General features: G+C 70.5%; 21 protein-coding genes and 4 pseudogenes. 12 read left to right on the top strand and 13 right to left on the bottom strand.

Annotation, left to right across the window (positions count from 1 at the left end; all coding sequences use genetic code 11):
• Nucleotides 1-251 precede the first annotated feature (251 nt).
• A complete protein-coding gene (hutH, locus tag BU197_RS25960) occupies nucleotides 252-1,793 on the top strand; it encodes a histidine ammonia-lyase (RefSeq protein ID WP_188270745.1) in 1,542 nt (513 codons plus the stop codon).
• Nucleotides 1,794-1,883: 90 nt separating this feature from the next.
• Here the strand turns inward: hutH and BU197_RS25955 are convergent, their stop codons facing one another.
• Nucleotides 1,884-2,150 (bottom strand): hypothetical protein, encoded by a 267-nt coding sequence (locus BU197_RS25955; RefSeq protein ID WP_188270728.1) that lies wholly within the window; start codon nucleotides 2,148-2,150, stop codon nucleotides 1,884-1,886.
• A 111-nt stretch (nucleotides 2,151-2,261) separates the two neighbouring features.
• Between BU197_RS25955 and BU197_RS25950 the strand changes: the two genes are divergently transcribed.
• Nucleotides 2,262-2,600, top strand: coding sequence for a hypothetical protein (locus tag BU197_RS25950; protein WP_188270727.1), 339 nt, complete (start codon nucleotides 2,262-2,264; stop codon nucleotides 2,598-2,600).
• A 206-nt stretch (nucleotides 2,601-2,806) separates the two neighbouring features.
• A complete protein-coding gene (locus BU197_RS25945; protein ID WP_188270744.1) occupies nucleotides 2,807-4,081 on the top strand; it encodes an Ig-like domain-containing protein in 1,275 nt (424 codons plus the stop codon).
• A 60-nt stretch (nucleotides 4,082-4,141) separates the two neighbouring features.
• Here the strand turns inward: BU197_RS25945 and BU197_RS25940 are convergent, their stop codons facing one another.
• From BU197_RS25940 to BU197_RS25930, 3 genes are all read right to left on the bottom strand, one after another.
• Nucleotides 4,142-5,842, bottom strand: coding sequence for an ABC-F family ATP-binding cassette domain-containing protein (locus tag BU197_RS25940; protein WP_188270726.1), 1,701 nt, complete (start codon nucleotides 5,840-5,842; stop codon nucleotides 4,142-4,144).
• 244 nt (nucleotides 5,843-6,086) lie between these two features.
• A complete protein-coding gene (gene msrA, locus BU197_RS25935) occupies nucleotides 6,087-6,743 on the bottom strand; it encodes a peptide-methionine (S)-S-oxide reductase MsrA (protein ID WP_188270725.1) in 657 nt (218 codons plus the stop codon).
• A gap of 139 nt (nucleotides 6,744-6,882) precedes the next feature.
• Complete coding sequence (locus BU197_RS25930; RefSeq protein WP_188270724.1) at nucleotides 6,883-7,989, bottom strand: hypothetical protein; 1,107 nt, start codon at nucleotides 7,987-7,989, stop codon at nucleotides 6,883-6,885.
• Between the two features lie 74 nt (nucleotides 7,990-8,063).
• On the opposite strand from BU197_RS25930, the gene BU197_RS25925 reads away from it, so the two are divergent.
• Nucleotides 8,064-9,218: a cystathionine gamma-synthase gene (locus tag BU197_RS25925; protein ID WP_188270723.1), complete on the top strand. Its 1,155-nt coding sequence runs from the start codon at nucleotides 8,064-8,066 to the stop codon at nucleotides 9,216-9,218.
• Between the two features lie 337 nt (nucleotides 9,219-9,555).
• On the opposite strand, the gene BU197_RS25920 is transcribed toward BU197_RS25925, so the two are convergent.
• The 3 genes from BU197_RS25920 to BU197_RS25910 are packed head-to-tail and all read right to left on the bottom strand — an operon-like array spanning nucleotide 9,556 to nucleotide 10,878.
• Nucleotides 9,556-9,804 (bottom strand): hypothetical protein, encoded by a 249-nt coding sequence (locus BU197_RS25920; RefSeq protein ID WP_188270722.1) that lies wholly within the window; start codon nucleotides 9,802-9,804, stop codon nucleotides 9,556-9,558.
• Nucleotides 9,801-10,274 (bottom strand): sigma factor-like helix-turn-helix DNA-binding protein, encoded by a 474-nt coding sequence (locus BU197_RS25915; RefSeq protein WP_188270721.1) that lies wholly within the window; start codon nucleotides 10,272-10,274, stop codon nucleotides 9,801-9,803. Before BU197_RS25915 ends, BU197_RS25920 begins: the two co-directional genes overlap by 4 nt.
• A 31-nt stretch (nucleotides 10,275-10,305) precedes the next feature.
• Nucleotides 10,306-10,878 (bottom strand): MarR family winged helix-turn-helix transcriptional regulator, encoded by a 573-nt coding sequence (locus BU197_RS25910; protein WP_223182831.1) that lies wholly within the window; start codon nucleotides 10,876-10,878, stop codon nucleotides 10,306-10,308.
• Between the two features lie 149 nt (nucleotides 10,879-11,027).
• On the opposite strand from BU197_RS25910, the gene ilvA reads away from it, so the two are divergent.
• Nucleotides 11,028-12,257 (top strand): threonine ammonia-lyase, encoded by a 1,230-nt coding sequence (ilvA, locus tag BU197_RS25905; protein ID WP_188270720.1) that lies wholly within the window; start codon nucleotides 11,028-11,030, stop codon nucleotides 12,255-12,257.
• A gap of 183 nt (nucleotides 12,258-12,440) precedes the next feature.
• Here ilvA and BU197_RS25900 read toward each other — a convergent pair whose 3' ends face one another.
• Entirely contained in the window at nucleotides 12,441-13,088 is a 648-nt protein-coding gene (locus tag BU197_RS25900) for a helix-turn-helix domain-containing protein (protein ID WP_188270719.1), read from the bottom strand.
• A gap of 218 nt (nucleotides 13,089-13,306) precedes the next feature.
• Between BU197_RS25900 and BU197_RS25895 the strand changes: the two genes are divergently transcribed.
• Both BU197_RS25895 and BU197_RS25890 read left to right on the top strand, forming a co-directional pair.
• Complete coding sequence (locus BU197_RS25895) at nucleotides 13,307-14,413, top strand: ATP-binding cassette domain-containing protein (protein WP_188270718.1); 1,107 nt, start codon at nucleotides 13,307-13,309, stop codon at nucleotides 14,411-14,413.
• A gap of 32 nt (nucleotides 14,414-14,445) precedes the next feature.
• On the top strand, nucleotides 14,446-15,261 hold the full coding sequence (locus BU197_RS25890) for an ABC transporter permease (RefSeq protein ID WP_188270743.1): 816 nt from the start codon (nucleotides 14,446-14,448) through the stop codon (nucleotides 15,259-15,261).
• A gap of 96 nt (nucleotides 15,262-15,357) precedes the next feature.
• Here BU197_RS25890 and greA read toward each other — a convergent pair whose 3' ends face one another.
• Together greA and BU197_RS25880 are read right to left on the bottom strand one after the other, a co-directional pair.
• On the bottom strand, nucleotides 15,358-15,855 hold the full coding sequence (greA, locus tag BU197_RS25885) for a transcription elongation factor GreA (RefSeq protein ID WP_188270717.1): 498 nt from the start codon (nucleotides 15,853-15,855) through the stop codon (nucleotides 15,358-15,360).
• Between the two features lie 188 nt (nucleotides 15,856-16,043).
• Nucleotides 16,044-16,445: a DUF4307 domain-containing protein gene (locus BU197_RS25880; RefSeq protein WP_188270716.1), complete on the bottom strand. Its 402-nt coding sequence runs from the start codon at nucleotides 16,443-16,445 to the stop codon at nucleotides 16,044-16,046.
• 98 nt (nucleotides 16,446-16,543) lie between these two features.
• Here BU197_RS25880 and mca point away from each other — a divergent pair, with 98 nt between their 5' ends.
• Nucleotides 16,544-17,425 carry a mycothiol conjugate amidase Mca gene (mca, locus tag BU197_RS25875; RefSeq protein ID WP_188270715.1) on the top strand — a complete coding sequence of 294 codons (882 nt, stop codon included), beginning with the start codon at nucleotides 16,544-16,546 and terminating at the stop codon, nucleotides 17,423-17,425.
• Nucleotides 17,418-17,651, top strand: coding sequence for a hypothetical protein (locus tag BU197_RS25870; RefSeq protein WP_188270714.1), 234 nt, complete (start codon nucleotides 17,418-17,420; stop codon nucleotides 17,649-17,651). The genes mca and BU197_RS25870 overlap by 8 nt, the downstream gene beginning before the upstream one ends.
• Nucleotides 17,652-17,736: 85 nt before the next feature.
• Here the strand turns inward: BU197_RS25870 and BU197_RS25865 are convergent.
• Together BU197_RS25865 and BU197_RS25860 are read right to left on the bottom strand one after the other, a co-directional pair.
• A pseudogene (locus tag BU197_RS25865) lies at nucleotides 17,737-18,486 on the bottom strand (type I-E CRISPR-associated protein Cas6/Cse3/CasE).
• Nucleotides 18,487-19,944: 1,458 nt separating this feature from the next.
• Nucleotides 19,945-21,009 (bottom strand): hypothetical protein, encoded by a 1,065-nt coding sequence (locus BU197_RS25860; RefSeq protein ID WP_188270713.1) that lies wholly within the window; start codon nucleotides 21,007-21,009, stop codon nucleotides 19,945-19,947.
• Nucleotides 21,010-21,529: 520 nt separating this feature from the next.
• On the opposite strand from BU197_RS25860, the pseudogene BU197_RS30805 reads away from it, so the two are divergent.
• The 3 pseudogenes from BU197_RS30805 to BU197_RS31540 all read left to right on the top strand — a co-directional run.
• Nucleotides 21,530-22,232 (top strand): annotated as a pseudogene (locus tag BU197_RS30805) (transposase family protein); the annotation flags it as partial.
• Nucleotides 22,233-22,827: 595 nt separating this feature from the next.
• Nucleotides 22,828-22,983: pseudogene (locus tag BU197_RS25850) on the top strand (DUF255 domain-containing protein); the annotation flags it as partial.
• Nucleotides 22,984-23,156: 173 nt separating this feature from the next.
• A pseudogene (locus BU197_RS31540) lies at nucleotides 23,157-23,336 on the top strand (transposase family protein); the annotation flags it as partial.
• A gap of 244 nt (nucleotides 23,337-23,580) precedes the next feature.
• Here BU197_RS31540 and BU197_RS25845 read toward each other — a convergent pair.
• Nucleotides 23,581-24,081, bottom strand: a complete 501-nt coding sequence (locus tag BU197_RS25845) for a flavin reductase family protein (RefSeq protein ID WP_188270711.1) — start codon at nucleotides 24,079-24,081, stop codon at nucleotides 23,581-23,583.
• Nucleotides 24,082-24,331 lie beyond the last annotated feature (250 nt).

The following is a 24,331-nucleotide window of genomic DNA, read 5'->3' as shown; positions in this document are numbered from 1 at the left end:
CCCGGCCCCCCGGCGCCCACCCGCCCCCCCCGGCACTCGCCCAGCCCCACGCGGCACTCGCTCAGCCCTCGCCCGGCCTCGCCCGGCCCCCCGGCACTCGCCCAGCCCCACCCAGCCCCCGCCCGAGGCCGCTCCAAGGCCGGTCCAAGGCCGGTCCGGGACCGGTCCGGGGTCGGCTCAGGCCCCGCGCGGGCCGCCGAAGCGACCTAGTGACATGGCGGTCTTCAATCCGTAGGGTGCTGAATATGGATATGCAGACAGTCGTCCTCGGCACGTCCGGCACGACCCCGCAGGACGTCCTCGACGTCGCCCGTCACGGTGCCCGCGTCGAGCTGTCGGCCGAGGCCGTGGCGGCGCTGGCCGCCGCCCGGGAGGTCGTCGACGCGCTCGCCGCCAAGCCCGAACCCGTCTACGGGGTCTCCACCGGCTTCGGCGCGCTCGCCACCCGGCACATCGGCCAGGACCTCCGCGCCCGGCTCCAGCGCAACATCGTCCGCTCGCACGCCGCCGGCATGGGCCCCCGCGTCGAGCGCGAGGTCGTGCGCGCCCTGATGTTCCTGCGCCTCAAGACCGTCGCCTCCGGCTACACCGGCGTCCGCCCCGAGGTCGCCCGGACCATGGCCGACGTCCTCAACGCCGGGATCACCCCCGTCGTCCACGAGTACGGCTCCCTCGGCTGCTCCGGCGACCTCGCCCCGCTCTCCCACTGCGCCCTCACGCTCATGGGCGAGGGCGACGCCGAGGGCCCGGACGGGACCGTACGGCCCGCCGGGGAGCTGCTGGCCGCCGCCGGGATCACCCCCGTCGAGCTGAAGGAGAAGGAGGGCCTCGCCCTCCTCAACGGCACCGACGGCATGCTCGGCATGCTGCTCATGGCCCTCGCCGACCTCGACGTCCTCTACAAGACGGCCGACGTCACCGCCGCGCTCTCCCTCGAAGCCCTCCTCGGCACCGAGAAGGTCCTGGAGCCGGAACTGCACGCCATCCGCCCGCACCCCGGCCAGGCCGCCTCCGCCGCCAACATGCTCGCCGTCCTGCGGGGCTCGGGCCTCACCGGCCACGCCCAGGCGGGCGAAGCGCCCCGCGTCCAGGACGCCTACTCGGTGCGCTGCGCCCCGCAGGTCGCGGGTGCGGGCCGGGACACCCTGGCCCACGCCCGGCTCGTCGCCGAGCGCGAACTGGCGGCCGCCGTCGACAACCCCGTCGTCCTCGCCGACGGCCAGGTCCGCTCCAACGGCAACTTCCACGGCGCCCCCGTCGCGTACGTCCTCGACTTCCTCGCCATCGCCGCCGCCGACCTCGGCTCCATCGCCGAGCGCCGCACCGACCGGCTCCTCGACCGGAACCGTTCGCACGGACTGCCGCCGTTCCTCGCCGAGGACCCCGGGGTCGACTCGGGCCTGATGATCGCCCAGTACACGCAGGCGGCCCTGGTCAGCGAGATGAAGCGGCTCGCCGTCCCCGCCTCCGCCGACTCCATCCCGTCCTCCGCGATGCAGGAGGACCACGTCTCCATGGGCTGGTCCGCCGCCCGCAAGCTGCGCACCGCCGTCGGCAACCTGAACCGGATCCTCGCGGTCGAGCTGTACGCCGCCACCCGGGGCATCGAACTCCGCGAGGGCCTCACCGCCGCCCCCGCCAGTCGCGCGGTCATCGCCGCGCTGCGCGCGGCGGGGGTCGAGGGCCCGGGTCCCGACCGCTTCCTCTCGCCCGATCTGGCCGCCGCCGACACCTTCGTACGGGAAGGCGGGGTGCTCACCGCGGTGGAGCCGGTCACCGGCCCGCTGGCGTGAGCCGGGAGTGAGACGGCCGGGCGCCACCGGTCCCGGGGGTCCGGGCGCCGCCGGTCCCGGGGGCGGCGGTCCGGGAGCCGTCCGGCCGGGTCAGGACGCGCGCCCCCGCCGGCGCATCGCAAGGGTCACGGAGGTCGCGCCGAGGCCCAGCAGGGCCGTACCGCCGAGGAAGTAGACGGTGGAGTCCCGGCCGTCCTCGGAGGGCCCTGTGCCACCCGGGGCGGGGGCCTCCAGGGTCGCGCCCGTACGGGCACCTCCCTGCTCGTCGGTGGCGCTCGCGGACGGCACGAACCACAGGGCGCACAGCAGCGCGGCCGCGACGGTCGCGGTCAGCAGCAGGCGATGGGCGGCGGACACGGAAATTTCGATCCCCCTTGCGGAAACCGCGAATTGGTCGACGCGCCGATGCTAATGAACTCAGCGGGTCGCGGGAAAGCCGAGGCCCCGCAGGCGCCTACGCTCCGACTCATGAGCACACCTGAGTCACCACGTTATGTCCGCCTTCGTGTCGATGTCGTCCTGGAAATCGACGGCCCGGCCGAACTGACCGAGGCGGCCGAGGCCCGCATCGACGCCGACGAGTTCATGCCGGAGGAGGAGCGGGTGCACGCCCGCGCCGCCGCCCGCGAGGACGGCGCCGAGGCCCTCGCCTACCTCGTCGAGCCCTTCGACCTGATCCGTGACGTCCCCGGGATCGAGATGGTCCAGGCGTCCTGGAGCAGCGAGGAGATCGAGTACGACCCCGATGCCCTGGAGTGGGACCTCGGCGAGGAAGATGGGGACGAGGAAGACGACGACCGGCCGTAGGGCGGGCGACCTCCTGCCGATCGGGCCCCGGGGCGTTGTCCCGGGGCCCGATCTCGCGGGAGGATGGCCGGATCCGCCAGGACGCGTGGAACCGGGCGGCTCGCACATGCGTGTCGGTCAGTGGTGTTCCCCACAAACGCCCCGCGTCCGGAACCGGACGGGGTGTCATGGAGTTCCTGGAAGATATCGACAGGGAACCGGCGACGATGGAGAAGCGTGTGATGACGGACGGCAAGCGCCGCCGCAGGGGTCTGGCCGCCGCGGCAGCAGTGCTCAGCGGCATGCTGGTGCTCTCGGCGTGCAACGACGGGGACAAGGCCGCCGCAGGTGCCTCCGGCTCCGCGAAGCCGGAGTCACAGGCCCAGGTCGACGAGGCGGCGGCGCAGAAGACCTCCAAGGCGCAGATCACCATCTCGCCGAAGAACGGCGTGCAGAACGCGTCGATCAACAACGACGCCAAGGTCACGGTCGCCGAGGGCAAGCTCACCGGGGTCACGATGACCTCCGCCGAGGGCGACGCCGTCAAGGGCGAGATAGCGGCCGACGGTCTCAGCTGGAAGCCCACCGGCCAGCTGAAGCGGGCCACGGTCTACAAGATCGCCGTGACCGCCGTCGACGCGACCGGTCTCGAAGCCCACGAGAACTCCTCGTTCACGACCGTCTCCAAGGCCAACAGCTTCATCGGCAACTTCACGCCCGAGGACGGTTCGACCGTCGGCGTCGGCATGCCCGTCTCGATCACCTTCAACAAGGCGATCAAGGACCGCAAGGCCGTCCAGGGCGCGGTCTCCGTCTCCTCCAGCTCCGGCCAGGAGGTCGTCGGGCACTGGTTCAACTCCCAGCGCCTCGACTTCCGCCCCGACGCCTACTGGACCGAGGGCTCCACGGTCACCCTGAAGCTCGACCTCGACGGCGTCGAGGGCGCCCCCGGCATCTTCGGCGTCCAGCAGAAGACGGTCACCTTCAAGATCGGCCGCAACCAGGTCTCGACCGTCGACGTCGCCACCAAGACGATGACCGTCACGCAGGACGGCAAGACCGTCAAGACCATCCCGATCTCCGCGGGATCCCCGGACAACACCACCTACAACGGCAAGATGGTGATCTCCGAGAAGTTCAAGGAGACCCGGATGAACGGCGCCACCGTCGGCTTCACCGACTCCGACGGCAAGGGCGAGTACGACATCAAGGACGTGCCGCACGCCATGCGCCTGTCCACGTCCGGCACCTTCATCCACGGCAACTACTGGGGCTCCCGCTCGATCTTCGGCAGCGCGAACACCAGCCACGGCTGCGTGGGCCTCGCCGACGTCAAGGGCGCGGGCGACCCGAATCAGCAGGCCGCCTGGTTCTTCGACAACTCGATGATCGGCGACGTCGTGATCGTCAAGAACTCCCACGACAAGACGATCGCCCCGGACAACGGCCTCAACGGCTGGAACATGAACTGGTCGGAGTGGAAGGCCGGTTCGGCCGCCTGACCCCGCCCGCACACCACGAGACGGCCCCCTTCCCGACTGGAAGGGGGCCGTTCCGCGTCCCTACGCCACCCGGCCCCCGCGCAGTTCGAGCCGCCCGCCGCCGAACCCGCTCCGGAACCGACGGTCGTGGGAGACCGCGACCACCGCGCCGGGGAAGACGGCGAGGGCCGCCTCCAACTCCTCCACCAGGGAGAGCGTCACATGGTTGGTCGGCTCGTCCAGGACGAGCAGATCGGCCGGACGGGTCACCAGCCGGGCCAGCTCAAGGCGCCGCCGCTGCCCCACCGAGAGCCGCGCCACCGGCACCGCCAGGTCCTCCACCCGGAACAGCCCGAGGGCCGACAGCTCCTCCGCGTGCTCCTCGGGCAGCCCGGGACGCCCCGCCGCGTACGCGGTGAGCAGCGGCTCCGACGCCGGTACGGCGGGCGGCTCCTGCCGCAGATAGCCGATCCCGCCCGCCCGGACGACCGTGCCCCGGTCGGGCCGCAGCTCCCCGGCGAGGACCCGGAGCAGGGTCGTCTTGCCCGCCCCGTTGGGCCCGGAGACGAGCAGCCGTTCCCCGGCCGCGATCCGCAGCCCCTCGATCCGCAACCGCCGGCCGACCACGACATCGGCCAACTCGACGAGCGGGCCGGGGGACCCGGCGTGCCCGTCGGCCCCGGAGCCCGGCGGGAGGCCCGCGCGCCCACCCCTCCCGGCCTCGCCGTCCACCAGGCCCGACCGCGAGACGGTTCTCAGCCGGGCGGTGAAGCGCAGGGGCTCCGGCGGGGCCGGGACCGGGGCGCGACGAAGCTGGTCGAGCCGGGTGCGGGCCGTCCTGACCTGGCCGGAGAGCTTGTTCTCATGGGAGCGACGGTGCTTGCCGAAGCCCTGCCGGGGGTCCTTGCCCGAACCGGCGAGACGCTGCCCGGCCGAGGCCACCAGCTCCTCCGTACGCGCCAGCTCCTCCCGCCACTCCTCGTGCTCCCGGGCCCTGCGGCGCAGCTCCGCCGCCTTCGCCGCGCGGTAACCGGCCCAGCCGTCGCCGTACCGGATCACCGACCGGGTGTCCCGGTCGACTTCGAGGACGGTCGTGGAGACGCGCTCCAGGAAGTCCCGGTCGTGGGTGACGGTCACCACCGTGCCCCGGTGCCCGCGCAGCCGCTCCGCGAGCCAGTCGGCGGCGGCCCGGTCCAGATGGTTGGTCGGCTCGTCGAGGAGCAGCAGTTCGGCGCCCGATGCGAGGACGCAGGCGAGCGCGAGCCGTGCCCGCTCCCCGCCGGAGAGGGTGCCGAGCCGCCGCTCGCGGGAGACACCGCCGAGACCGAGGCCGGACAGCGCGGCGGCCACCTCCGCGTCGGCCGTGTAGCCGCCCCGCTCCTCGAAGCGGGCGGCCAGCTCCCCGTACGCGAGAAGCTCGTCCGGCGTCGCGGAGCCGAGCCGCTCCTCGGCGGCCCGCATCTCCCGTTCCAGGGCGCGGAGTCCGGCGAGCGCCGCGTCGACGGCGTCGCGCACGACGGCCCCGGGCCCGAGCCCGAAGGTCTCGGCGGGCGTCTGCGCGAGCCGGGCGACACCACCGGGGAACCGTACGGTCACCTCCCCGCGTCCGGGCGGCTCCACCCCGGCGACCAGCCGGAGCAGCGTGGACTTCCCGGAGCCGTTCTCACCGATGACGGCGGCCTTCTCACCGGGACGGACGGTGAACGAGATCTGTTCGAGGACGGACCGGTCCCCGTAGGAGACGGAGACGTCCTTCAAGGTCAATTGGGCGCGTTCGCGCATGGGTTCTTCCCTGATCGCCGGGCGGTCTTCGGGCCGGGGGAGAGGACACCGGAACCCCGCCGCCGCACCCTCGGGCACCGAGACGACGGACCGGACCGTGTCCACGGCCGGAATCAGAGGAAGAAGTAGTACGCACCCATGCGAACGAGTGTAACCAGGGGGCCCACCCGGGACCGAAGCTTTTACGCGGGTCCCGGGCGGGCCCCGGACAGGTGCGGACGGCCCCCGGCCGGGGACCGGTCCGTCAGGCCCGCGCCACCCCGATCGGGCACGAGACCCCCGTGCCGCCGATGCCGCAGTAGCCCGCCGGGTTCTTGTCCAGGTACTGCTGGTGGTACGCCTCCGCCGGGTAGAAGGGGCGGTCGGCGGCGGGCAGGATCTCGGTGGTGATCGTGGCGTGGCCCGCGCCCGTCAGGACCCGCTGGTAGGCCGTGCGGGAGGACTCGGCGGACGCCGCCTGCTCGGGGGTGTGGGTGTGGATCGCCGAGCGGTACTGGGTGCCGACGTCGTTGCCCTGGCGGAAGCCCTGCGTCGGGTTGTGCGACTCCCAGAACAGCTTCAGGAGGCTCTCGTACGAGACCTTCGACGGGTCGAAGACGACCCGGACGACCTCGGTGTGCCCGGTCAGGCCCGAGCAGACTTCCTCGTACGCCGGGTTCGGCGTGTAGCCGCCCTGGTAGCCGACGAGGGTCGTCCAGACGCCGTCGGTCTGCCAGAACTTGCGCTCGGCGCCCCAGAAGCAGCCCAGGGCGAAGTCCGCGACCTCCAGGCCCGCCGGGTACGGGCCCGCGAGCGGGGTGCCGAGGACGGTGTGGCGCTCGGGCACGCCGAACTCCGGCTCGGGACGTCCGCGCAGCGCCTGCTCGGGGGTGGGGAGGACGGGGGTGCGGGACAGGAACATGCGGCATCTCTCCTCGACGGTCGTCGGCAGTCGTCACAACAAGGACGGGATGGGAGGGATTCCCCCCCCACACGCACGCACGCACGCACATGGGAGCCCCCCCACGGGAGCCCCCCAACACTGGACCCCCACGGGAGCCTCAGCGCGGCAGCGTCGCCGGGCTGCCGCCGTTCGCCTCGTAGCCCGCCACCGCCAGGTTCCGGAAGACCGTGTACAGCTCCGCCGGGTCCTCGCTCAGCGTCCACGGGACCGCGCCCACGTGCCCGTCGACCCGCACCAGCTGGTGCATCGCCTCCGACCAGCGCTCGGCCCGGACCAGGAACCAGACGAGCAGATGCCGTACGTGCGCCGCCATCGGGTCGTCCGGGCGGGCCGCCCGCACCGCGTACAGCGCGCCCTCCATCGCCTTCGACACCACCGCCGTACGGAAGAAGTCCTGCACGAGCACCACGTCCGGCACGTGCTCGTGCACCGCGAACAGCGGCAGCGCGGCGAGCAGCGAGCCCTGCGGGGCGCGGGCGGCGGCCGTCGTCGCGAAGTGGTCGGCCTCCTCGCGCGAGCCGTGCCACTTCTCGCACCAGTAGTGCAGGGCCGCCAGATGCGCCCCCATGTGCTGCGGCGCCCGGTCGATGACCCGCGCCCACACCTGGTCGAACTGCTCGGGGCCGTAGCCGAGCCCCCGCGCCACCGCCAGCTGCGGCAGATACGGCACCGGGTCGCCCGGCGCGAGCAGCGCCGCCTCCTCGGAGACCTTCCGCGCCTCCTCCAGGATGATCCGGAAATCGTCCGTGCCCACCGTCGAGGACCGCCACGCCTGCTGCACCAGGAACTCGGCGTGCACGGCGGCGCCCCCCGCGTCCTTCGGGGCCTCCGCCCGCCAGCTCCGCAGCCACGCCCCGCCGACGCCCGGCCGGTCCCGCAGCTCAAGGGAGGCGGCGCCCGCGAAGGCCTGGACGCGCTGCCAGCGCGCCTCGCCCTCCTTCGGGGTGTCGGCGAGCAGCCGGGAGGCCGCCCGCCAGTCCTGGGTGGTCTGGACGACGTCGAGGACGTGCAGGAGTTCGTCGTCGGCGCCCGGGAGCCGTACGTCCAGCTCCTCCTGGCGGGCGAATCCGTACGCCTCCGGGTCCGCCGCGTCGGGCGTGCCCGGCGCGACCTGACGGATGCCCCCGGCGCGGCGACGCAGCACGTAGGGACCGAGGACGCCGAACAGCATCCCCAGTGCGATCAGGAACCAGAGAATCTCCATGCGTCCATTGTCCAGGACGCCCGGTGGGAGGATCGCGGGCGGCGGGCCCCCGTACGGCACTACGCTCCTGGTCCATGAGCGACCAGCACTCCCACCAGAGCTTCGAGACCCGCGCGATCCACGCGGGCAACACGGCCGACCCGCTGACCGGCGCGGTCGTCCCGCCCATCTACCAGGTGTCCACCTACAAGCAGGACGGCGTGGGCGGGCTGCGCGGCGGCTACGAGTACAGCCGCAGTGCCAACCCGACCCGGACCGCCCTCGAAGAGAACCTGGCGGCCCTCGAAGGCGGCCGGCGCGGGCTCGCCTTCGCCTCGGGTCTGGCCGCCGAGGACTGCCTGCTGCGCACGCTGCTCGTCCCCGGCGACCACGTGGTCATCCCGAACGACGCCTACGGCGGCACCTTCCGGCTCTTCGCCAAGGTCGTGCAGCGCTGGGGCGTCGACTTCTCGGTGGCGGACACCTCCGACATCGAGGCCGTACGGGGCGCGGTCAACGCCCGTACCAAGCTGATCTGGGTCGAGACCCCCTCGAACCCGCTCCTCGGCATCACCGACATCGAGGCCGTCGCCGGGGTGGCCCGGCAGGCCGGGGTGAAGCTGGTCGTCGACAACACCTTCGCCTCGCCGTACCTCCAGCAGCCGCTGGCGCTCGGCGCCGATGTCGTCGTCCACTCGCTCACCAAGTACATGGGCGGGCACTCGGACGTCGTGGGCGGCGCGCTCGTCACCGCCGACGAGGCGCTCGGCGAGGAACTGGCGTACCACCAGAACGCGATGGGCGCGGTCGCCGGGCCCTTCGACGCGTGGCTCGTGCTGCGCGGCATCAAGACCCTCGCGGTCCGCATGGACCGGCACAGCGAGAACGCCGGGAAGATCGTCGAGATGCTCTCCCAGCACCCGAACGTCGTCCAGGTCCTCTACCCGGGTCTGCCGGAGCACCCCGGGCACGAGATCGCGGCCAAGCAGATGCGGTCCTTCGGCGGCATGGTCTCCTTCCGGGTGCGGGGCGGCGAGGAGGAGGCCGTCGCGGTCTGCGACCGCACCCGTGTCTTCACCCTCGGCGAGTCGCTCGGCGGCGTCGAGTCGCTGATCGAGCACCCGGGCCGGATGACCCACGCGAGCGTCGCGGGCTCCGCCCTGGAGGTCCCGGCCGACCTGATCCGCGTCTCGGTGGGCATCGAGAACGCCGACGACCTGCTGGCCGACCTGCGGCAGGCCCTGGGCTGAGCCTGATCGCCCGCCCGTCTGCCCGCCCGTCTGTCCGTCTGCTTCCCTGGCTGCCGCCCGCGCGGCCGTAGCCTGGTCGCAGTCGCCGGGGCCGCCGGGCCCGCCCCCATGCGACAGGGGGCGGGCCCGGCGGCCCCTTCGTTTCCCCTGAGCCGTTTCCCGTTTCCCGTTGACCGTTTCCTGTGAGCTGTGAGCTGTGAGCTGTGAGCTGTGAGCTGTGAGCTGTGAGCTGTGAGACGTGGGCTGTGAGGCGTGAGACGTGAGGCGTGGGCCGCAGGGCTGTGAGCCGTACGCCGCCCGGCCGCTCACCAGGGTCGACCCGCCCCGGCCGGGCCCCTCACCAGCCCTCGAACGGCGGGGTCGTCTCCGGGGGCGCCTCCCACGGGCGGGTCGCCGAGGCCCACAGGGTGAACGCCACCACCGCAGCCGCCCCGAGCAGCCACAGCATCCGCCGGACCCGCAGGGCGAGCCGCAGTCTGCGGGCGCCGCGCTCCGCCGCCCGGAGCGCCAGATCGCCGGGGACCGGCGGGTGCGGGGTGTCGAGCAGGGCCCGTACCGCCGCCTCCTTGTCCTCGTGGCGGGTCACGCCGCTCTCCCCGCCGGGCCCGTCCCCCGGGCGGCGGCCCTGAGCGTCGCGACCGCGCGGGCGCAGACGGCACGGACCCGGGCCTCCGGCACCCCGAGCAGCGCCGCGAGCTGCTCCTCGGCGACTCCCTCGTACAGCCGGAGGACGACCACGAGCCGTTCCTGCGGGTGCAGCGCGCCGAGCACCCCCGGACCGCCGTGGTGCCGCCACGCGGTGCGCGCGAAGCGGGTGGCGAGCGCCCGCCGCGTCAGCTCGTACGGGTCCTCCTCGCGCAGCCGCCCCCACACCGCGTACGTGTGCGCGAGCGAGGCGGTCAACAGGGCCTGGGCGTACGGGTTGTGGGTGCGGGTCTCGGCCGTCAGCAGGGTCGCCGCATGCAGCAGCCGCCCCGAGGCCCCGGCCACGAACACGCCGAACTCCCGCCCGTACGGGGCACGTTCGTCCTCGTCTCCGCTCCGACGCTCTCGCACCTCCTCATCTGAGGGCAGCGCGGAGGCGGGGTCAAGAGGTCGGCGCGGACTCCGTCGCCGAGCCGCCGCCACCGGCCGCCCTGACCTCCCGTACGGCCTCCGTCACCGCGTGGAGCGGATGGCCCGCGTGCGCCGACTGCCGTGCGGAAAGAGCCGAGTTGAAGCGGGTGAGCAGGGTGCAGAAGGAATCCCGCTCCTCCGCCGTCCAGCCGTCGGTGACCTCCACCATCAGCTGCCGGCGCGAGGCGCGGACCTCGTCGAGCCGGGCCAGCCCGCGCGGCGACAGCTGGAGCACGACCGCCCGCCCGTCCTCCGGGTGCGAAGTCCGCTTCACCAGACCCGTGTCGACGAGCGGGGCGACCTGCCGGGTCACCGTGGAGGAGTCGATGCCCATCCCCGCCGCCAGCGCCTTCACACCCATCGGACCTTCCTGGTCCAGGCGGTTGAGGAGGAGGTAGGCGGCGCGGTCCATCGAGTTGCGGAGCTGGCCGGTGCCGCCGAGGCGGGTCTGCTCCGCCCGGCGGGCGAAGACGGCCACCTGGTGCTGGAGAGCGTCGAGGAGACCGGGGTCCAGGGCAGTCGTCATGTCCTGAGATGTGGGCATGGCCGTGGGTCTCTCTCGTGCGGGGGTGGTCGGTGGTTGGGGGACAGAGTACGCGGCCCCGGGGAGGTCCGTACCTGCGCTGCGCAAACCCGTCCGCGCCCCCGCCCCGTAAGCGGCCGACAGGGCCGTGAGCTGCGAGACTCTGAGGCATGAGCTTCCGTGGGCCAGACCCCTCGCACCGGCTGATGCTCGACGACGTGCGCGGGGCGCAGAAGATGCTGTCCGGTGTCGCCCGGATGACCGCGATGGAAGGCAGCCGGTATCTGTCCTCGCTGGTGGGAGCCCCCGTCCAGCTCAAGTGCGAGAACCTCCAGCGCACCGGCTCCTTCAAGCTGCGCGGCGCCTACGTGCGGATCTCCGGGCTGCGGCCCGAGGAGCGGGCCACCGGGGTCGTCGCCGCCTCGGCGGGGAACCACGCGCAGGGCGTCGCGCTCGCCTCACGGCTCCTCGGGGTCCACGCCACCGTCTTCATGCCGGTCGGCGCCCCGCTGCCCAAGGTCGCCGCGACCCGCGAATACGGCGCCGAGGTGCGGCTGCACGGGCATGTCGTCGACGAGACGCTCGCGGCGGCGCAGGCGTACGCGCGGGAGACCGGCGCCGTCTTCATCCACCCCTTCGACCACCCCGACGTCATCGCCGGTCAGGGCACGGTGGGCCTGGAGATCCTGGAACAGTGCCCCGAGGTGCGGACCGTCGTCGTCGGCATGGGCGGCGGCGGGCTCGTGTCGGGGATCGCGCTCGCGGTGAAGTCGCTGCGCCCGGACGTCCGGGTGATCGGCGTGCAGGCGGAGGGCGCCGCCGCCTATCCGCCCTCGCTGGCCGCCGGGCACCCCGTGGTCGTCGACACCCCGGTGACGATGGCGGACGGCATCCGGGTGGGACGGCCGGGCGACGTGCCGTTCGCCCTGGTCCAGGAGTACGTCGACGAGGTCCGTACGGTCTCCGAGGACGCGCTCTCCTCGGCGCTGCTGCTCTGTCTGGAGCGGGCCAAGCTGGTCGTCGAACCGGCGGGCGCCAGCCCGGTCGCGGCCCTGATGAGCGAGCCGGACGCGTTCCGGGGGCCGGTGGTCGCGGTCCTCTCCGGCGGGAACGTCGACCCGCTGCTGCTCCAGCGGGTCCTGCGGCACGGCATGGCCGCCGGGGGCCGCTATCTGAGCCTGCGGCTGCGGGTGACGGACCGGCCCGGGGCCCTCGCGACGCTCCTCGCGGTCCTCACGGTGGCCGACGCGAACGTCCTGGACGTGAGCCACGTACGGACCGATCCCCGGCTCGGCCTCACGGAAGCCGAGGTGGAACTGCACCTGGAGACCAAGGGCCCCGACCACTGCCGGGAGGTGGAGGCGGCGCTGCGGGACGCGGGGTACACGGTACTGGGGTGAGCCCTGGGGCACACGGGGCTGGGTGAGCGCTGGGCGTACGGGTATACGGGCATAGGGCGTACGGCCCAGCCCGGCCCCCGGCCCCCGGACCATGCGCCCGGAGACGTACCGCCCGCACTGAGCCGCATGCCCGCCCCCCCCCGGAGCCGTACGCCCGTCCCGCGAGGCCATCAGGTCACCAGGTCACCAGGCCGCGCGGGCCAGCAAGGTCAGCAGGCCACCGGCCAGGGCCCCCACCGCGACGAGCCCGAAGGGCTGGAACGGCGGGAGGAGATCGGCGCGGTTCTCGGCGCGGGCCCCGGCCGGGGCGACGGGCGGCGGGGCGCCGTCACCCGCCTCCACGTCTGCCCGCGCCCCCACGGGCGCCCCCGCTTTCCTCCCCGTCCCCGGCGTCGTCCCCGTCCCCGACCCCGGTCCTGTCCCCGACCGTGGCCCCGGCCGTGACCCCGATCCCGATCCCGTCCGTCCCCCGCCCGTCCGTCCCCCGCCCGTCCGTATCGCCCGCTCGTGGGCGACGGAGAGTTCGAGGCGGGTCAGGAGCGGGCGGGGATCCTGGCCGGAGGCCGCCGCGAACTCCTGCACCGCGACCCGGCTCGGCAGCTGCTTCCGGTTGAGGAACCGCTCCCAGGAGGAGCGGCTGTAGTGGGTGCGCTGCGCGAGCTGCCCGTAGCTCAGGCGGGTGGTGCTCTTGATCCGGCGCATCTCGGCGGCCAGCTCCGTCCACGGGCACGCCCCATGGCCCTCGAAGCCGGAACCGGCCGTACCCGTGCCGGTACCCGTACCCGTACCCGTCCCGTCTCCGCCGTACGTCCTCTGTGTTTCGACCGTCATCCGTGGTCCCCCGTTCCCTGGCGCTTCCGTGCCAGGGGCTCAGTCTCGGGGGCCCGATCAACGGTCCGCCAACGGCCGGCCAACAGGGCGGGGGAGCGTCCCCGGGGAGCCGGACGCCGGCATGTGAAGGTGTGGCGAGGATCACTCGTTCGCCGGGCAAGGGCGTCCCGGAAAACCTACGATCGGTGGAAAACGCCCGTATCACCCTGGGAGACCACATGCCAGGCGCGATCTACGCGGAGGGTCTGGTGAAGACCTTCGGCGATGTACGAGCCCTGGACGGAGTGGACCTCGATGTACCCGAGGGCACCGTCCTGGGCTTGCTGGGGCCGAACGGCGCGGGCAAGACGACCGCCGTCCGCGTCCTGACCACCCTGCTCCGGCCCGACCGGGGAACGGCCGTCGTGGCGGGGATCGACGTCCTCGCCCGCCCCGACGAGGTGCGCCGCTCCATCGGGCTCTCCGGCCAGTTCGCCGCCGTCGACGAGTACCTCACCGGCCGCGAGAACCTGCGGATGGTCGGGCGGCTCTACCAGATGAGCGGCAAGGCGGCGAAGCTGCGCGCCGGTGAGCTGCTCGAACGGTTCGGCCTCGCGGACGCCGCCGACCGCCCCGCCAAGACGTACTCCGGCGGCATGCGGCGCCGTCTCGACCTCGCCGCCGCCCTCGTCGTCTCCCCGCCCGTCATGTTCATGGACGAGCCGACGACCGGTCTCGACCCCCGGAACCGGCAGGCCCTGTGGGAGGTCATCAAGGAACTCGTGGCGGGCGGCACCACCCTCCTGCTCACCACCCAGTACCTGGAGGAGGCCGACCACCTCGCCCACGACATCTGTGTCGTCGACCACGGCAGGGTCATCGCGCGCGGCACCTCCGACCAGCTGAAGGCGCAGACGGGCGGCGAGCGGGTCGAGGTCGTCGTCCACACCCCGGGGATGATCGCCGACGCCCGGAGCGTCCTCGCCCGCCACGGCCTCGCGGGTCTCGGCCACGGCGAGGTCTCCGTGGAGGAGCACGTCCGCAAGCTCACCGTCCCCGTCTCCGGCGGCGCCCGGCTGCTCGCCGAGGTCATCCGCGAGCTGGACGCGGTGGGGGTCGAGATCGACGACATCGGACTGCGCCGCCCCACCCTCGACGACGTGTTCCTCTCCCTCACCGGCCACACCGCCGAGCAGCGGGAGGAGAACGGCGGGGAGAACGGCGAGGGGACGGCGGAGCGGCCCGGACGGGCCGGACAGGACGGACGGGACGGACAGGGCAGGCGGGACGGGCCGGACGGGCCGGACGGGCGGGGCCAGGGGCGTACGAAGGAGACGGCGAAGTGACCGGCGGAACCGAGACCCTCATCGCACCGGCGATGCGCCCGCGCGGCCGGATCGCGCAGTCCGTCGGCGACTCCCTCGTCGTCGCCCAGCGCAACCTCATCCGCATGACCAGAATCCCCGAGATGGTCATCTTCGGGCTCATCCAGCCCGTCATGTTCGTGGTGCTGTTCAGCTACGTCTTCGGCGGCTCGCTGGTCGTCGACGGCAGTACGAGCCCGCAGGCGTACCGCGAGTTCCTGATGGCCGGCATCTTCGCCCAGACGGTCACGTTCGCCACGGCGGGCGCGGGCGCGGGCATCGCCGACGACATGCACAAGGGCCTGATCGACCGCTTCCGCTCGCTGCCGATGGCCCGGGGCGCCGTCCTCACCGGGCGTACGCTCGCGGACCTCGTGCAGACCGCCCTCACCCTGGTGGTCCTCGCGGTCGTCGCGCTGCTCGTCGGCTGGCGTTTCCACGAGGGGCTGCCCAAGGCGGTGGGCGCCTTCGGGCTGCTGCTCTTCCTCGGTTACGCGTTCTCGTGGATCGGCGCCCTGATCGGGCTCTCGGTCCGCACCCCGGAGGCGGCGACCTCGGGCGGCCTGATCTGGCTCTTCCCGGTCACGTTCATCTCCAACGCCTTCGTGCCGACGGCGGGCATGACCCCGTGGATCCGGCACATCGCCGAGTGGAACCCGTTCAGCGCCACCGTCCAGGCCTGCCGGGAGCTCTTCGGCAACCCGGGCGTGGTCGCGTCCGAGGCCTGGCCGATGCGGCACTCGGTCTGGGCCTCGCTCCTCTTCTCCCTGGTCATCCTGGTCGTCTTCCGGACCCTCGCGGTGCACAAGTACCGCTCGGCGGCCTCCTGAGGCCGTAGGGTCCGCCTGCCGGGCCCCGCGCCACACACGTGCACGAAGGGCCGGCCCCACGCGGGGGCCGGCCCTTCAAGCGATCGGAGAGGCGTCTCAGGCGGAGTACGGCTTCGCGCTGAGGATCTTCACCGAGGCCTTCTTGCCGTTCGGCAGCTCGTACTCGGCGTCCTCACCGGCCTTCTTGCCGTTGAGCCCGACGCCGAGCGGCGACTGCGGAGAGTACGTCTCGATGTCACCGCTCGCGTACTCGCGGGAGGCGAGCAGGAAGGTCATCGTGTCGTTCTCGTCACCGTCGAACGCGATGGTCACGACCATGCCGGGCTCGACGATGCCGTCGTCCGCCGGGGCCTCGCCCACCTTGGCGTGCTGGAGCAGCTGGGTGAGCTGGCGGACCCGGAGCTCCTGCTTGCCCTGCTCCTCCTTGGCCGCGTGGTACCCGCCGTTCTCGCGCAGGTCGCCCTCTTCGCGCGCGGCGGCGATCTTCGCGGCGATCTCGGTACGCGCGGGACCAGACAGGTACTCAAGCTCGTCCTTGAGCTTGTTGTACGCCTCCTGGGTGAGCCAGGTGACGTTGTCGCTGGTCTGGGTCACAGGTGCTCCTCGTAGGTACTGGGAATACAAAGCAACGCCCTACACGGGCAGCGGTGCTGTCCGGGTGGGCGAAACCACGAGCCTAACAATGAGTGGCGAAAAGCGGGAGGACATAAACCACGAGGATTGAGTCTCCCCAGGTCACCGAGGTGACTCGCCAGGACTCGACACCCCGTCCCTACCCACCGCTACCGGGTCGTACACCCGATCAGCTCGGCGCTCGTGGCGCGGGCGGTGGTGCGGAGGGAGAAGACCTGATCGACCCGGCCGGCCGGGTCGTCGACCCGTACGTCCTTGCGGGCGACCTCGGCGCCGTCCTCGGAGCGCGAGCGCAGGGTGCAGACGCCCTTGACGCCCTCGTCCTTGCGGATCTCCAGATGGACCTGGACCTCGGTGGCGCTCACCACGTCGAACTTGATCATCTCGGCGCTGATCTTGCTGTCGACCACGTAGTGCCAGCCGAACCAGCCCATCAGGCCGAGGAAGAGGACTCCGAGCACCGCGCCCGTGATCTTGAGCTTGCGGTCCGCCGCCTCGTCCGCGGAGCGCCCGTAGCGACCCTCGGGCAGCTGCTCTGGAGCCGCGCTCATGATCGATCCTCTCGAAGCCGGGGGTGGCGGAATTTTCCCTCCCCCGATTCCGTCACTATAGAGACCACCCTCCGCGTCGAATCACTGAGGATCGAGTCTTGACTGAGCAGCTGCGACTGATGGCCGTTCACGCCCACCCCGACGATGAGTCGAGCAAGGGTGCGGCCACGATGGCCAAGTACGTGTCCGAGGGGGTGGACGTCATGGTGGTGACGTGCACGGGCGGCGAGCGTGGCTCGGTCCTCAATCCCCAGCTTCAGGGCGACCCCGAGATCGAGCGGAACATCCACGAGGTGCGCCGCAAGGAGATGGACGAGGCCCGCGAGATCCTGGGCGTGTCCCAGGAGTGGCTGGGGTTCGTCGACTCCGGTCTCCCCGAGGGCGACCCGCTGCCGCCGCTTCCCGAGGGCTGCTTCGCCCTGGAGGACGTCGACAAGGCGGCCGGCGAACTGGTCCGCAAGATCCGCTCGTTCCGCCCGCAGGTCATCACGACCTACGACGAGAACGGCGGGTACCCGCACCCCGACCACATCATGACCCACAAGATCACGATGGTGGCCTTCGACGGCGCGACCGACGCCGAGAAGTACCCGGAGAGCGAGTTCGGCCCGGTCTGGCAGCCCCTGAAGCTCTACTACAACCAGGGCTTCAACCGCGTCCGCACCACCGCCCTGCACGAGGCGCTCCTCGCGCGCGGTCTGGAGTCCCCGTACGGCGAGTGGCTGGAGCGCTGGAAGGACTTCGAGCGCAAGGAGCGGACGCTGACCACCTTCGTCCCCTGCGCCGACTTCTTCGAGATCCGCGACAAGGCGCTGCTGGCCCACCGCACCCAGATCGACCCCGACGGCGGCTGGTTCCGGGTCCCCATGGAGATCCAGAAGGAGGTCTGGCCGACGGAGGAGTACGAGCTGAGCAAGGCGCTGGTGCCGACTTCCCTCCCCGAGCAAGATCTCTTCGCGGGCGTCCGGGACAATGACTGACATGAGCGCACATCTGGCACTGACCCAGTGGGTCCCCTTCGCCGCCGAAGAGCTGGACAAGAACAAGGTCACCCCCGGAGTCCTCGGCTTCGTGGTCTTCGCCGTCCTCGCCGTCGCGGTCTGGCTCCTGATGAAGTCGATGAACCGCCACATGGGCAAGGTCTCCTTCGAGGAAACCCCGGACCCGTCGACACCCACCGACACTCCGGCGACTACCGGCAAGTAGCCACTTCCGCTTGCACCTCACCCCGTCCCGGGCCGGTTTCGGCCGGGGGCGGGGTGGGGGTGTTTTCGACGGGCGGCCGGGCCGTTCAGCGCACGAGGACCAGCCCGCAGCTGTACGCGCGTGCGTGGCCGATGCCCTGGGCGAGGGCCGCGACGAACACCTTGGGGTCGGTGACCGTGAGGGTGCCTTTGATCTCCGCACGAGCGATGCGCAGGCCCTTGTGCGGTGCCGGGCTGGAGACGTTCGGAAGCATGCGTACGGCGATCCGGTCGATGTCGGTGTCCGCTCCGATGCGGGTGACACCGCCCCGGGCGACCGCAGGTTCGCCGGGCGGCTGGAGGCGGCGCGCGAATCACCCCTTCACATGTTCGGGACGGGTGTGGGGGACTCGGGTCCCCCTGGTCTTCGGCGGCGAGCCAGGGGGAGGCGGAACGCTGTGTACAGGATTGACGACCGTACGGAAAGCGACCTGGTCGCCGATGCGGAAGGTGCGGTCGACGGTGAGGGGCTCCGGCTTCTCGGCCAGGGCCGCGCGGGGGATACCGCTCCAGTCGGCGGGGAGCGACGACTGGACCACCAGATTGAGCCGTGCCTGACGAAGGTCGACGGTCCAGGTCGACAGGATGCCCATCTGGGCACGCGGGTCCGGGCTGCCATCGTCCACCCAGCCGGGGAAGCCGCTCATGACGGTTCGGTGCATGTCCTGTGCGTCGATGAGCGATCTGGCGACGAACGGATGCCGGGCGTCCAGGGCCAGCAGAGTCTGCGCGGCGACGAATCCGGCGGCTTCGCCCGCGCTCGATGGCGTATGCGACGCGGCGGTGGTCTTGTTCACAGGATGATGTCCCATTCACGGGCGTGTGCGGCGATGGTGATGCGGTGGCGGGTCTCCCATCGGAGGCCGTGGGTCCCACCGTCCGCTCCGAAGCGCACGGGCTGGTCGGACAGGGGGCCGACGCCGGGAAGCGGCCGCCTGCTCTCGAACCAGGCCCATGGGCGTACGTGCGGCGCGGCGGCCGACGGACCGGCTCCGTGGCCGACCAGCCCGAGCGCAATGCCGCGGGACTCATTCCGTGTCCAGAGCGGCCCGTCGCCGCTTTTCAAGTGGACCTTGTCGGCATCGGCCCTTCAAACACGTAGGCCGGTGCCAAGGCGTGGAGGCCGCTCAGGGCTCCTTACGGGGGATTCCAGTTGTGGCAGGCGAGGTCGAATGTTTAGCGGACTCGGCCCCAAGCCAGACAGGCCAAGTACCTCACGTCCGCCCATCTCAGGTGGGTGAGGGCTCCTTCTGCGGTGGGGAAGGAGCCTTTACCGTTGATTAGCCGCAGAGGGTTGCGTCCGGTCGGAGGAGAGAACCTCAGGAGCGTAGGTCTCTCAGTGCCTTAATCGCTGCCGGCATGGCAACGAAGAGCTTGGCCGTCCCTACCCAGGTGGTGATGCCGGCCACCTCTGCGACTGCTGGTGGGGCACCGGAATGGCCGATGACCGCGTATGTGAAGAGACCGGTCAGGCCGGAGCCTAGCCCGGCCGTCAGCATCCACCACATTACCCAGTTGCCTGATCGGTCTGCCGCAGGAGAGGCAGCCACAGGGCGCAATGCTTCGGGACGGCGAAAGTAACCCTTTCGGGCTCCAGGAACGGACGCGCCGCAGGCTGGCGCAGGGGGCAAGCCCGCCCGCCACGGCCTGACTTGGGCGAAGCCTCGACGTGAGTACCTTGTCGGGGAATTCACTGTGGTGCGGGTGTCCCGGGGGTGCTTCCACCTGCACGAGGGCCACGTCATGGCAGTGGGCGGAACGCTCGGCGCACTTGGTCGCTGGGCCAGCGTGCGAGCCAGTGGAAGCGGTTTCCTACGAGAACGAGAACGGTGAGGTGACCCTGCAGCTCGTGGCCTTGGCCCTGCCGCGACCGTCACAGACGGGTGCCGTCGCCTGGACGGGCACTGGCAGCTGTGCTGCAAGCAGTCGCCTCGGACGGGGTGAAGGTGCCGGACTGCGGGCATCACTTGGCCCATTGCTCCATCCGGGCCGCATCTGCTTCGAGCAGTTGCCGAGCCGGCACTCAGTCGGCGGGAAAGACGGACTCGAAGGCGTGAGTCGCTTTGGATCCGCAGTGGGTTCCCGCTAGCGTGGTAGCTGGCTCTCTTTTTGCCTGAGGGCATACTGAATCCTCCATCTGGGAGTGCTTCCTGGTAGGCGGGTTGATGGGAAGGGCCCTGGCGGGAATAGAATTCGCGCTCTTTGCCGTCAGGGCTGATCTTTTACGCGTCCGGAGGGTCGCTGTGAACGGATGATCAGGGCCTGATGTTGTCGTGCCTGATATCTGTGGTGGCGTCGACGAAGCGACGTAGCCCCCGGTGCATGGAGAGCAATTCCTCTTCGGTGAGCTGAAGCAACTCGTGCAGCTTGATGGGGTGGCCGGCAAGTTCACCCAGTCGGGCCAGTTCCATCAGTTGCGACCTTTGCCTGGCAGGCCGCGCGCTAGGGTTCCATGCCGATTGCGGGGGGATCGCATCGCCCTCTGGCGGGGATTCGCCATCCGAAGGCGGCTGTTTGTCGAGGGGGTAGCGACTCTCGGGCATCTCGTCCTCGGCGATCCCGGCCGTGCTGACCGTAGTGTGGGGTGTTCCAGAGAGGCGTTCCAGTGCGGTCATTTCGACCGGTGAGGCGAATCGTGATCGGCCATTTGGATCAGGGCCTGAAGTGGGGCAGAAAACTGGATCGAAGGTCGCCTCCTGCCCGTTCTTTTCGACGCTTGCACTGCTCTTGATCCCGGTGGGCATAGGTTTGGCCTGCATTGATGCTGGCGAGGATTCGTCGGCGAGAGCCGCAGCGGTCACTCGTGCATCAAAGCGAACGTCGCGTGCGTCTTCTTCTGGTCCACCCGCCGCCACCATCGGCACTGTCCCCGGAAGGGAGGAAGCGAGGGCCTCCGCATTCCAGCAGACGCAGTCCTCGTCCACAGGCTGCAGTAGCTGGGCTTCAAGCAGCCACATGATCAGAATCGCGGCCTCGCCGCGTCGGGTGTCCGGCGCATTCGCAGCGATTAGCAGACAAGATGCAAGGGCGGATCGTTTCACGCCGTGTCCCTTCGACTCTTGACGAGCGACTTCGGCGAACCAGCTGGGTGCCAGCACGACGGCCAGCTCGCGACGGCCGAGCACTACGTCGCGACCCCATGCCTCGGCAATTCTGCGTGCTGCAGGTGTGGCACGGAAGACGCCACGTCCGCCATCGCGAATAAGCAGGCCGCAAGAACGCAGGAAAGCGGGGACCAGTCCCTTGCGATGATCTGAAACTCCAGGAACTTCCAGCTGTCGGCTCGTGAAGGCATCCGGGTGATGGCCAGCGGCGAGCATGAACTTAACTTGATGTACGAATCGTGTGCGCACTGTGGGTAGCTCGTACCGCAGCCCACTCCGTTCTTTTCGGCTTGACTGTTTCACCTGTCTCCCTCTCGTGGGTGACCTTGGGATAGCTGAGGACAGTCAATCAGAAAAGTTGCATCGCAGGCATGTGCGACACGACTGTGAAGTGGGTGGCTGGCAACAGCTCTCAGTATTTCTTGATGAACAGCTGTGTCGAACAGCTCAGCGTTTCCAGCACCTCCTGCTGAGCCGGATTGGCGACCCCGCTTCCCATCCGATTGTCGTCATCCGGTGACCGCATCGCTCGCTTCACATATCGTCGGGCTGCGATTTCGCTGATGAGTGCAGGAGATTTGTGCGCTCGAGATCGGATCGGCAAGGTGAGTGTTTTTCGTCTTGAACAGGCGTGACCCCATGCAGAGGCCTGGATATTGGCTTCTCGGAGTTGGCCGAACGTCGCTCTCGTCGCACTCTGTTGCCTGCATTAATAGGCCCAACGCGCCTTTGAGTTGGCAGGTTGCCGACCGCGCTGCGTCGTGAGGGTACTGACTCCTCGGGCCGGGGTCGGTCATGGAAACCATCGTTTGGAGGGCCGGGTGCTGTTGGTTGACGTGTACTGGCGGACGAACCTCACAATGAGGCAACTGGCCCCGCTTTTCGGTGTGTCGAGTCGGCTGCGGATCGGGTGATCGATGCCCCTGGCGCGCGGCTTGTGCTGCATCCCCGTCGGCGGTTCGCCCGGGATGCGGTGCTGATTGTGGACGGCGCCCTGGTGCCCACACTGGGGCCACAAGGTCGCTGAGTAGCCGAAGAGCTATCGCGATTCCACCAACCATCAGGCGGTCATCGGCGCTGACACCCGCTTGGTCATGGTGGTCGGCTGGGCAATCGCGCCGGCTGCCGGGCGTGATGAGAGTCCGGCGCGAAGTCCGCCGCCGGCAACACGAAGACCATCGCCGACGGCAGCTGCTCAGGGACTGGGCTCGTGATGCCGCACCGCCGCCGCAAGGAAGGGGATCTATCCGATTGGACACAGGGCCACAACAGGCCCCCATGAGCAGGTCCGCACGCGTTGAGTATGTCCTTGCCAGGCCGAAGGCCTGGACGATCCTCCGTGACTGCCGCCTGGGGGGGGCGATGGCGTTCACACCGTCATGCTCAGCATCGCCTGGCTGCACAACCTCGTCGGCATGGAGCGAGCTGGCTCCGTCTGACGTTGAACTCGTCTTCTCCGCTGAAGGTGGTGATGCCATGTGCGGAGGTGGAAGCAGTGGCGGCGGCGCTGTCCACCAAGTCTGCTGTTGCTGTCTCGACCACCACTCAGGCGACTCTCGCTACTGGCGGAGTCAGAGCTCGGCCCGAGGGCCTCTGCTGTACCGAAGGCCGGAGCCTTGCCAACCAGCGACCAACTTGCCCCTCGACTGCACCTCTATCCAGCCCGGAAACGCGTCACCCACCCACCGGATCACCTTAACTCGCAGGCCAACTGACAGAACCCCCGTCGCGACCAGCCCAGCGCCTGCGACGAGTATCCATCGGTAGATCTGCTGCTTGCTTCACGGGACAGCCTGTAGCCGCTCTGGGTGTTTACGTTGATTGCGTCACCGCCTGCCGGTGTAGTCGCGGTCGAGACTTGACATGCGACTGCCTTGATCGAGCATGTGGGCATCACGCCATTCTCAATCGGGTGCTGTGACGGGTTGGGTGCGGAGACAGGGCCTGGAGTGACCGCAGTCTCACGCTGGCCTGGGGGTAACGCCTGTGCGGCCTTCATGTGAGGACCCTGGGCCTTGTGAGAGGCCGGCTCGTATGAACCGGTTGGCTGGTGCGGCCTCGCCGTATCTGCTCCAACACGCCGATAACCCGGTCGACTGGTGGCCATGGGGTCCCGAGGTGTTCGAGGAGCCCAAGCGGCGCGGCGTGCCCGTTCTGCTGTCAGTCGATTACTCCGTGTGCCATCGGTGCTGATGGGCTTTCTCGGAGTGGCCACCGGTCGGGTGGCGGCGGTGAGGCCGCAACGCGCGAGGCGTCCGTGCCGCTGAGGAGGATGCTCGAAGTCTCAACTCGCCAGCACAGATGCATCATTGGGTTCCTTTCCTGTCGTACTCGACTTGCCTCATGCACTGGCCGAGTGGGTCATGGTGCTCACCGTCACCCGTGAGGGTGAACGTCGCTGCAGGCTTCCGCCGCACAGGCGCGCGCTCGTCGCTCTGGTGTACCTGTGCAAGTGCGACACCTTGGCCCAAGTCGCCGCGACCTTCGGTACATCGGTCGGCACCCTCCACGCCCGCACCACCGCGGTCACCGGCCTCCTGGCCGACCGGTCGCCGGGCCCGCCGAAGGTTCTGCGTGAGCCCGGCCCGGAGTGCGTGCTGCTCGACGGGGCGCTCGCCGAATGCGACCGTGTGGGCGATGGTCGGGTTCGGGTCCACTACTCGTGCAGGCGCCGCCGCCGTGGCGTGGGTGCGCAGGTCGTGGACGAATCGGACGGTCAGGTCTTCGTGTGCGCGGCGCGGACCCGGGGCAGCGGCAAGTGCCGCCTCGTGCGCCACGGCGGCCGTGTCATCGGCCGGCGAGGCGTGCGTAGTCGCCCTGGAAGAAGACCAGGGGGCGGGGGTCACCCGCCACCGCCAGGTCGAGGACGCGGCCCAGGACGAAGAGGTGGTCCCCGGCCGGGACGACGTCCGCCACCTCGCACTCGATCCACGCGGCGACGTCGTCGAGTATCGGGGCGCCCGTGGCCGACCGCTGCCAGGGGAGCCGGCCGAACTTGTCGCCCCCGCTGGTCGCGAACACCGAGGACAGTTCCGCCTGGTGCTCCGCGAGTACGTTGGCCACGAAGGTGCCGGCCCGTTCGATACGGGGCCAGCTGGTGGAGGTCACACTGGGGAAGAAGCCGATCATGGGCGGGTCCAGGGACACCGAAGCGAACGAGCCCACGGTCAGGCCGACCGGCTCGTCACCGTCCATGGCCGAGACGGCCACCACACCGGTCGGAAAGTGCCCGAGCACCCGGCGGAAGTGGGCCGAGTCGAAGGCGGGGGCATCCAGACGAGTCGCCATCGTTCTCCTCGTGAGAAGGTAACCACCGCACAGATGTACGACAGTTGATCGCTCGTATGGGGAAATCGTAGGAGCTGATCCGGTCGGCGAAGAGGGCGAGTCTGTGCCGGGTTCCGTTCACCCGGGAGCCGTACCACCACGCATGCGTTCCTTGGGTGTTGGTGCTGGCCATATGACGTTTGCGAACTGGTTGCGGACCCCCTGCCGGTGAATCATTGAGGTCATGCCAGGGATGACCAGGCCCGATCCG

The sequence above is a fragment of the Streptomyces sp. CBMA291 genome, assembly GCF_014596525.1.
Classification (GTDB): domain Bacteria; phylum Actinomycetota; class Actinomycetes; order Streptomycetales; family Streptomycetaceae; genus Streptomyces.
This window is presented reverse-complemented; position numbering and strand designations above follow the sequence as displayed.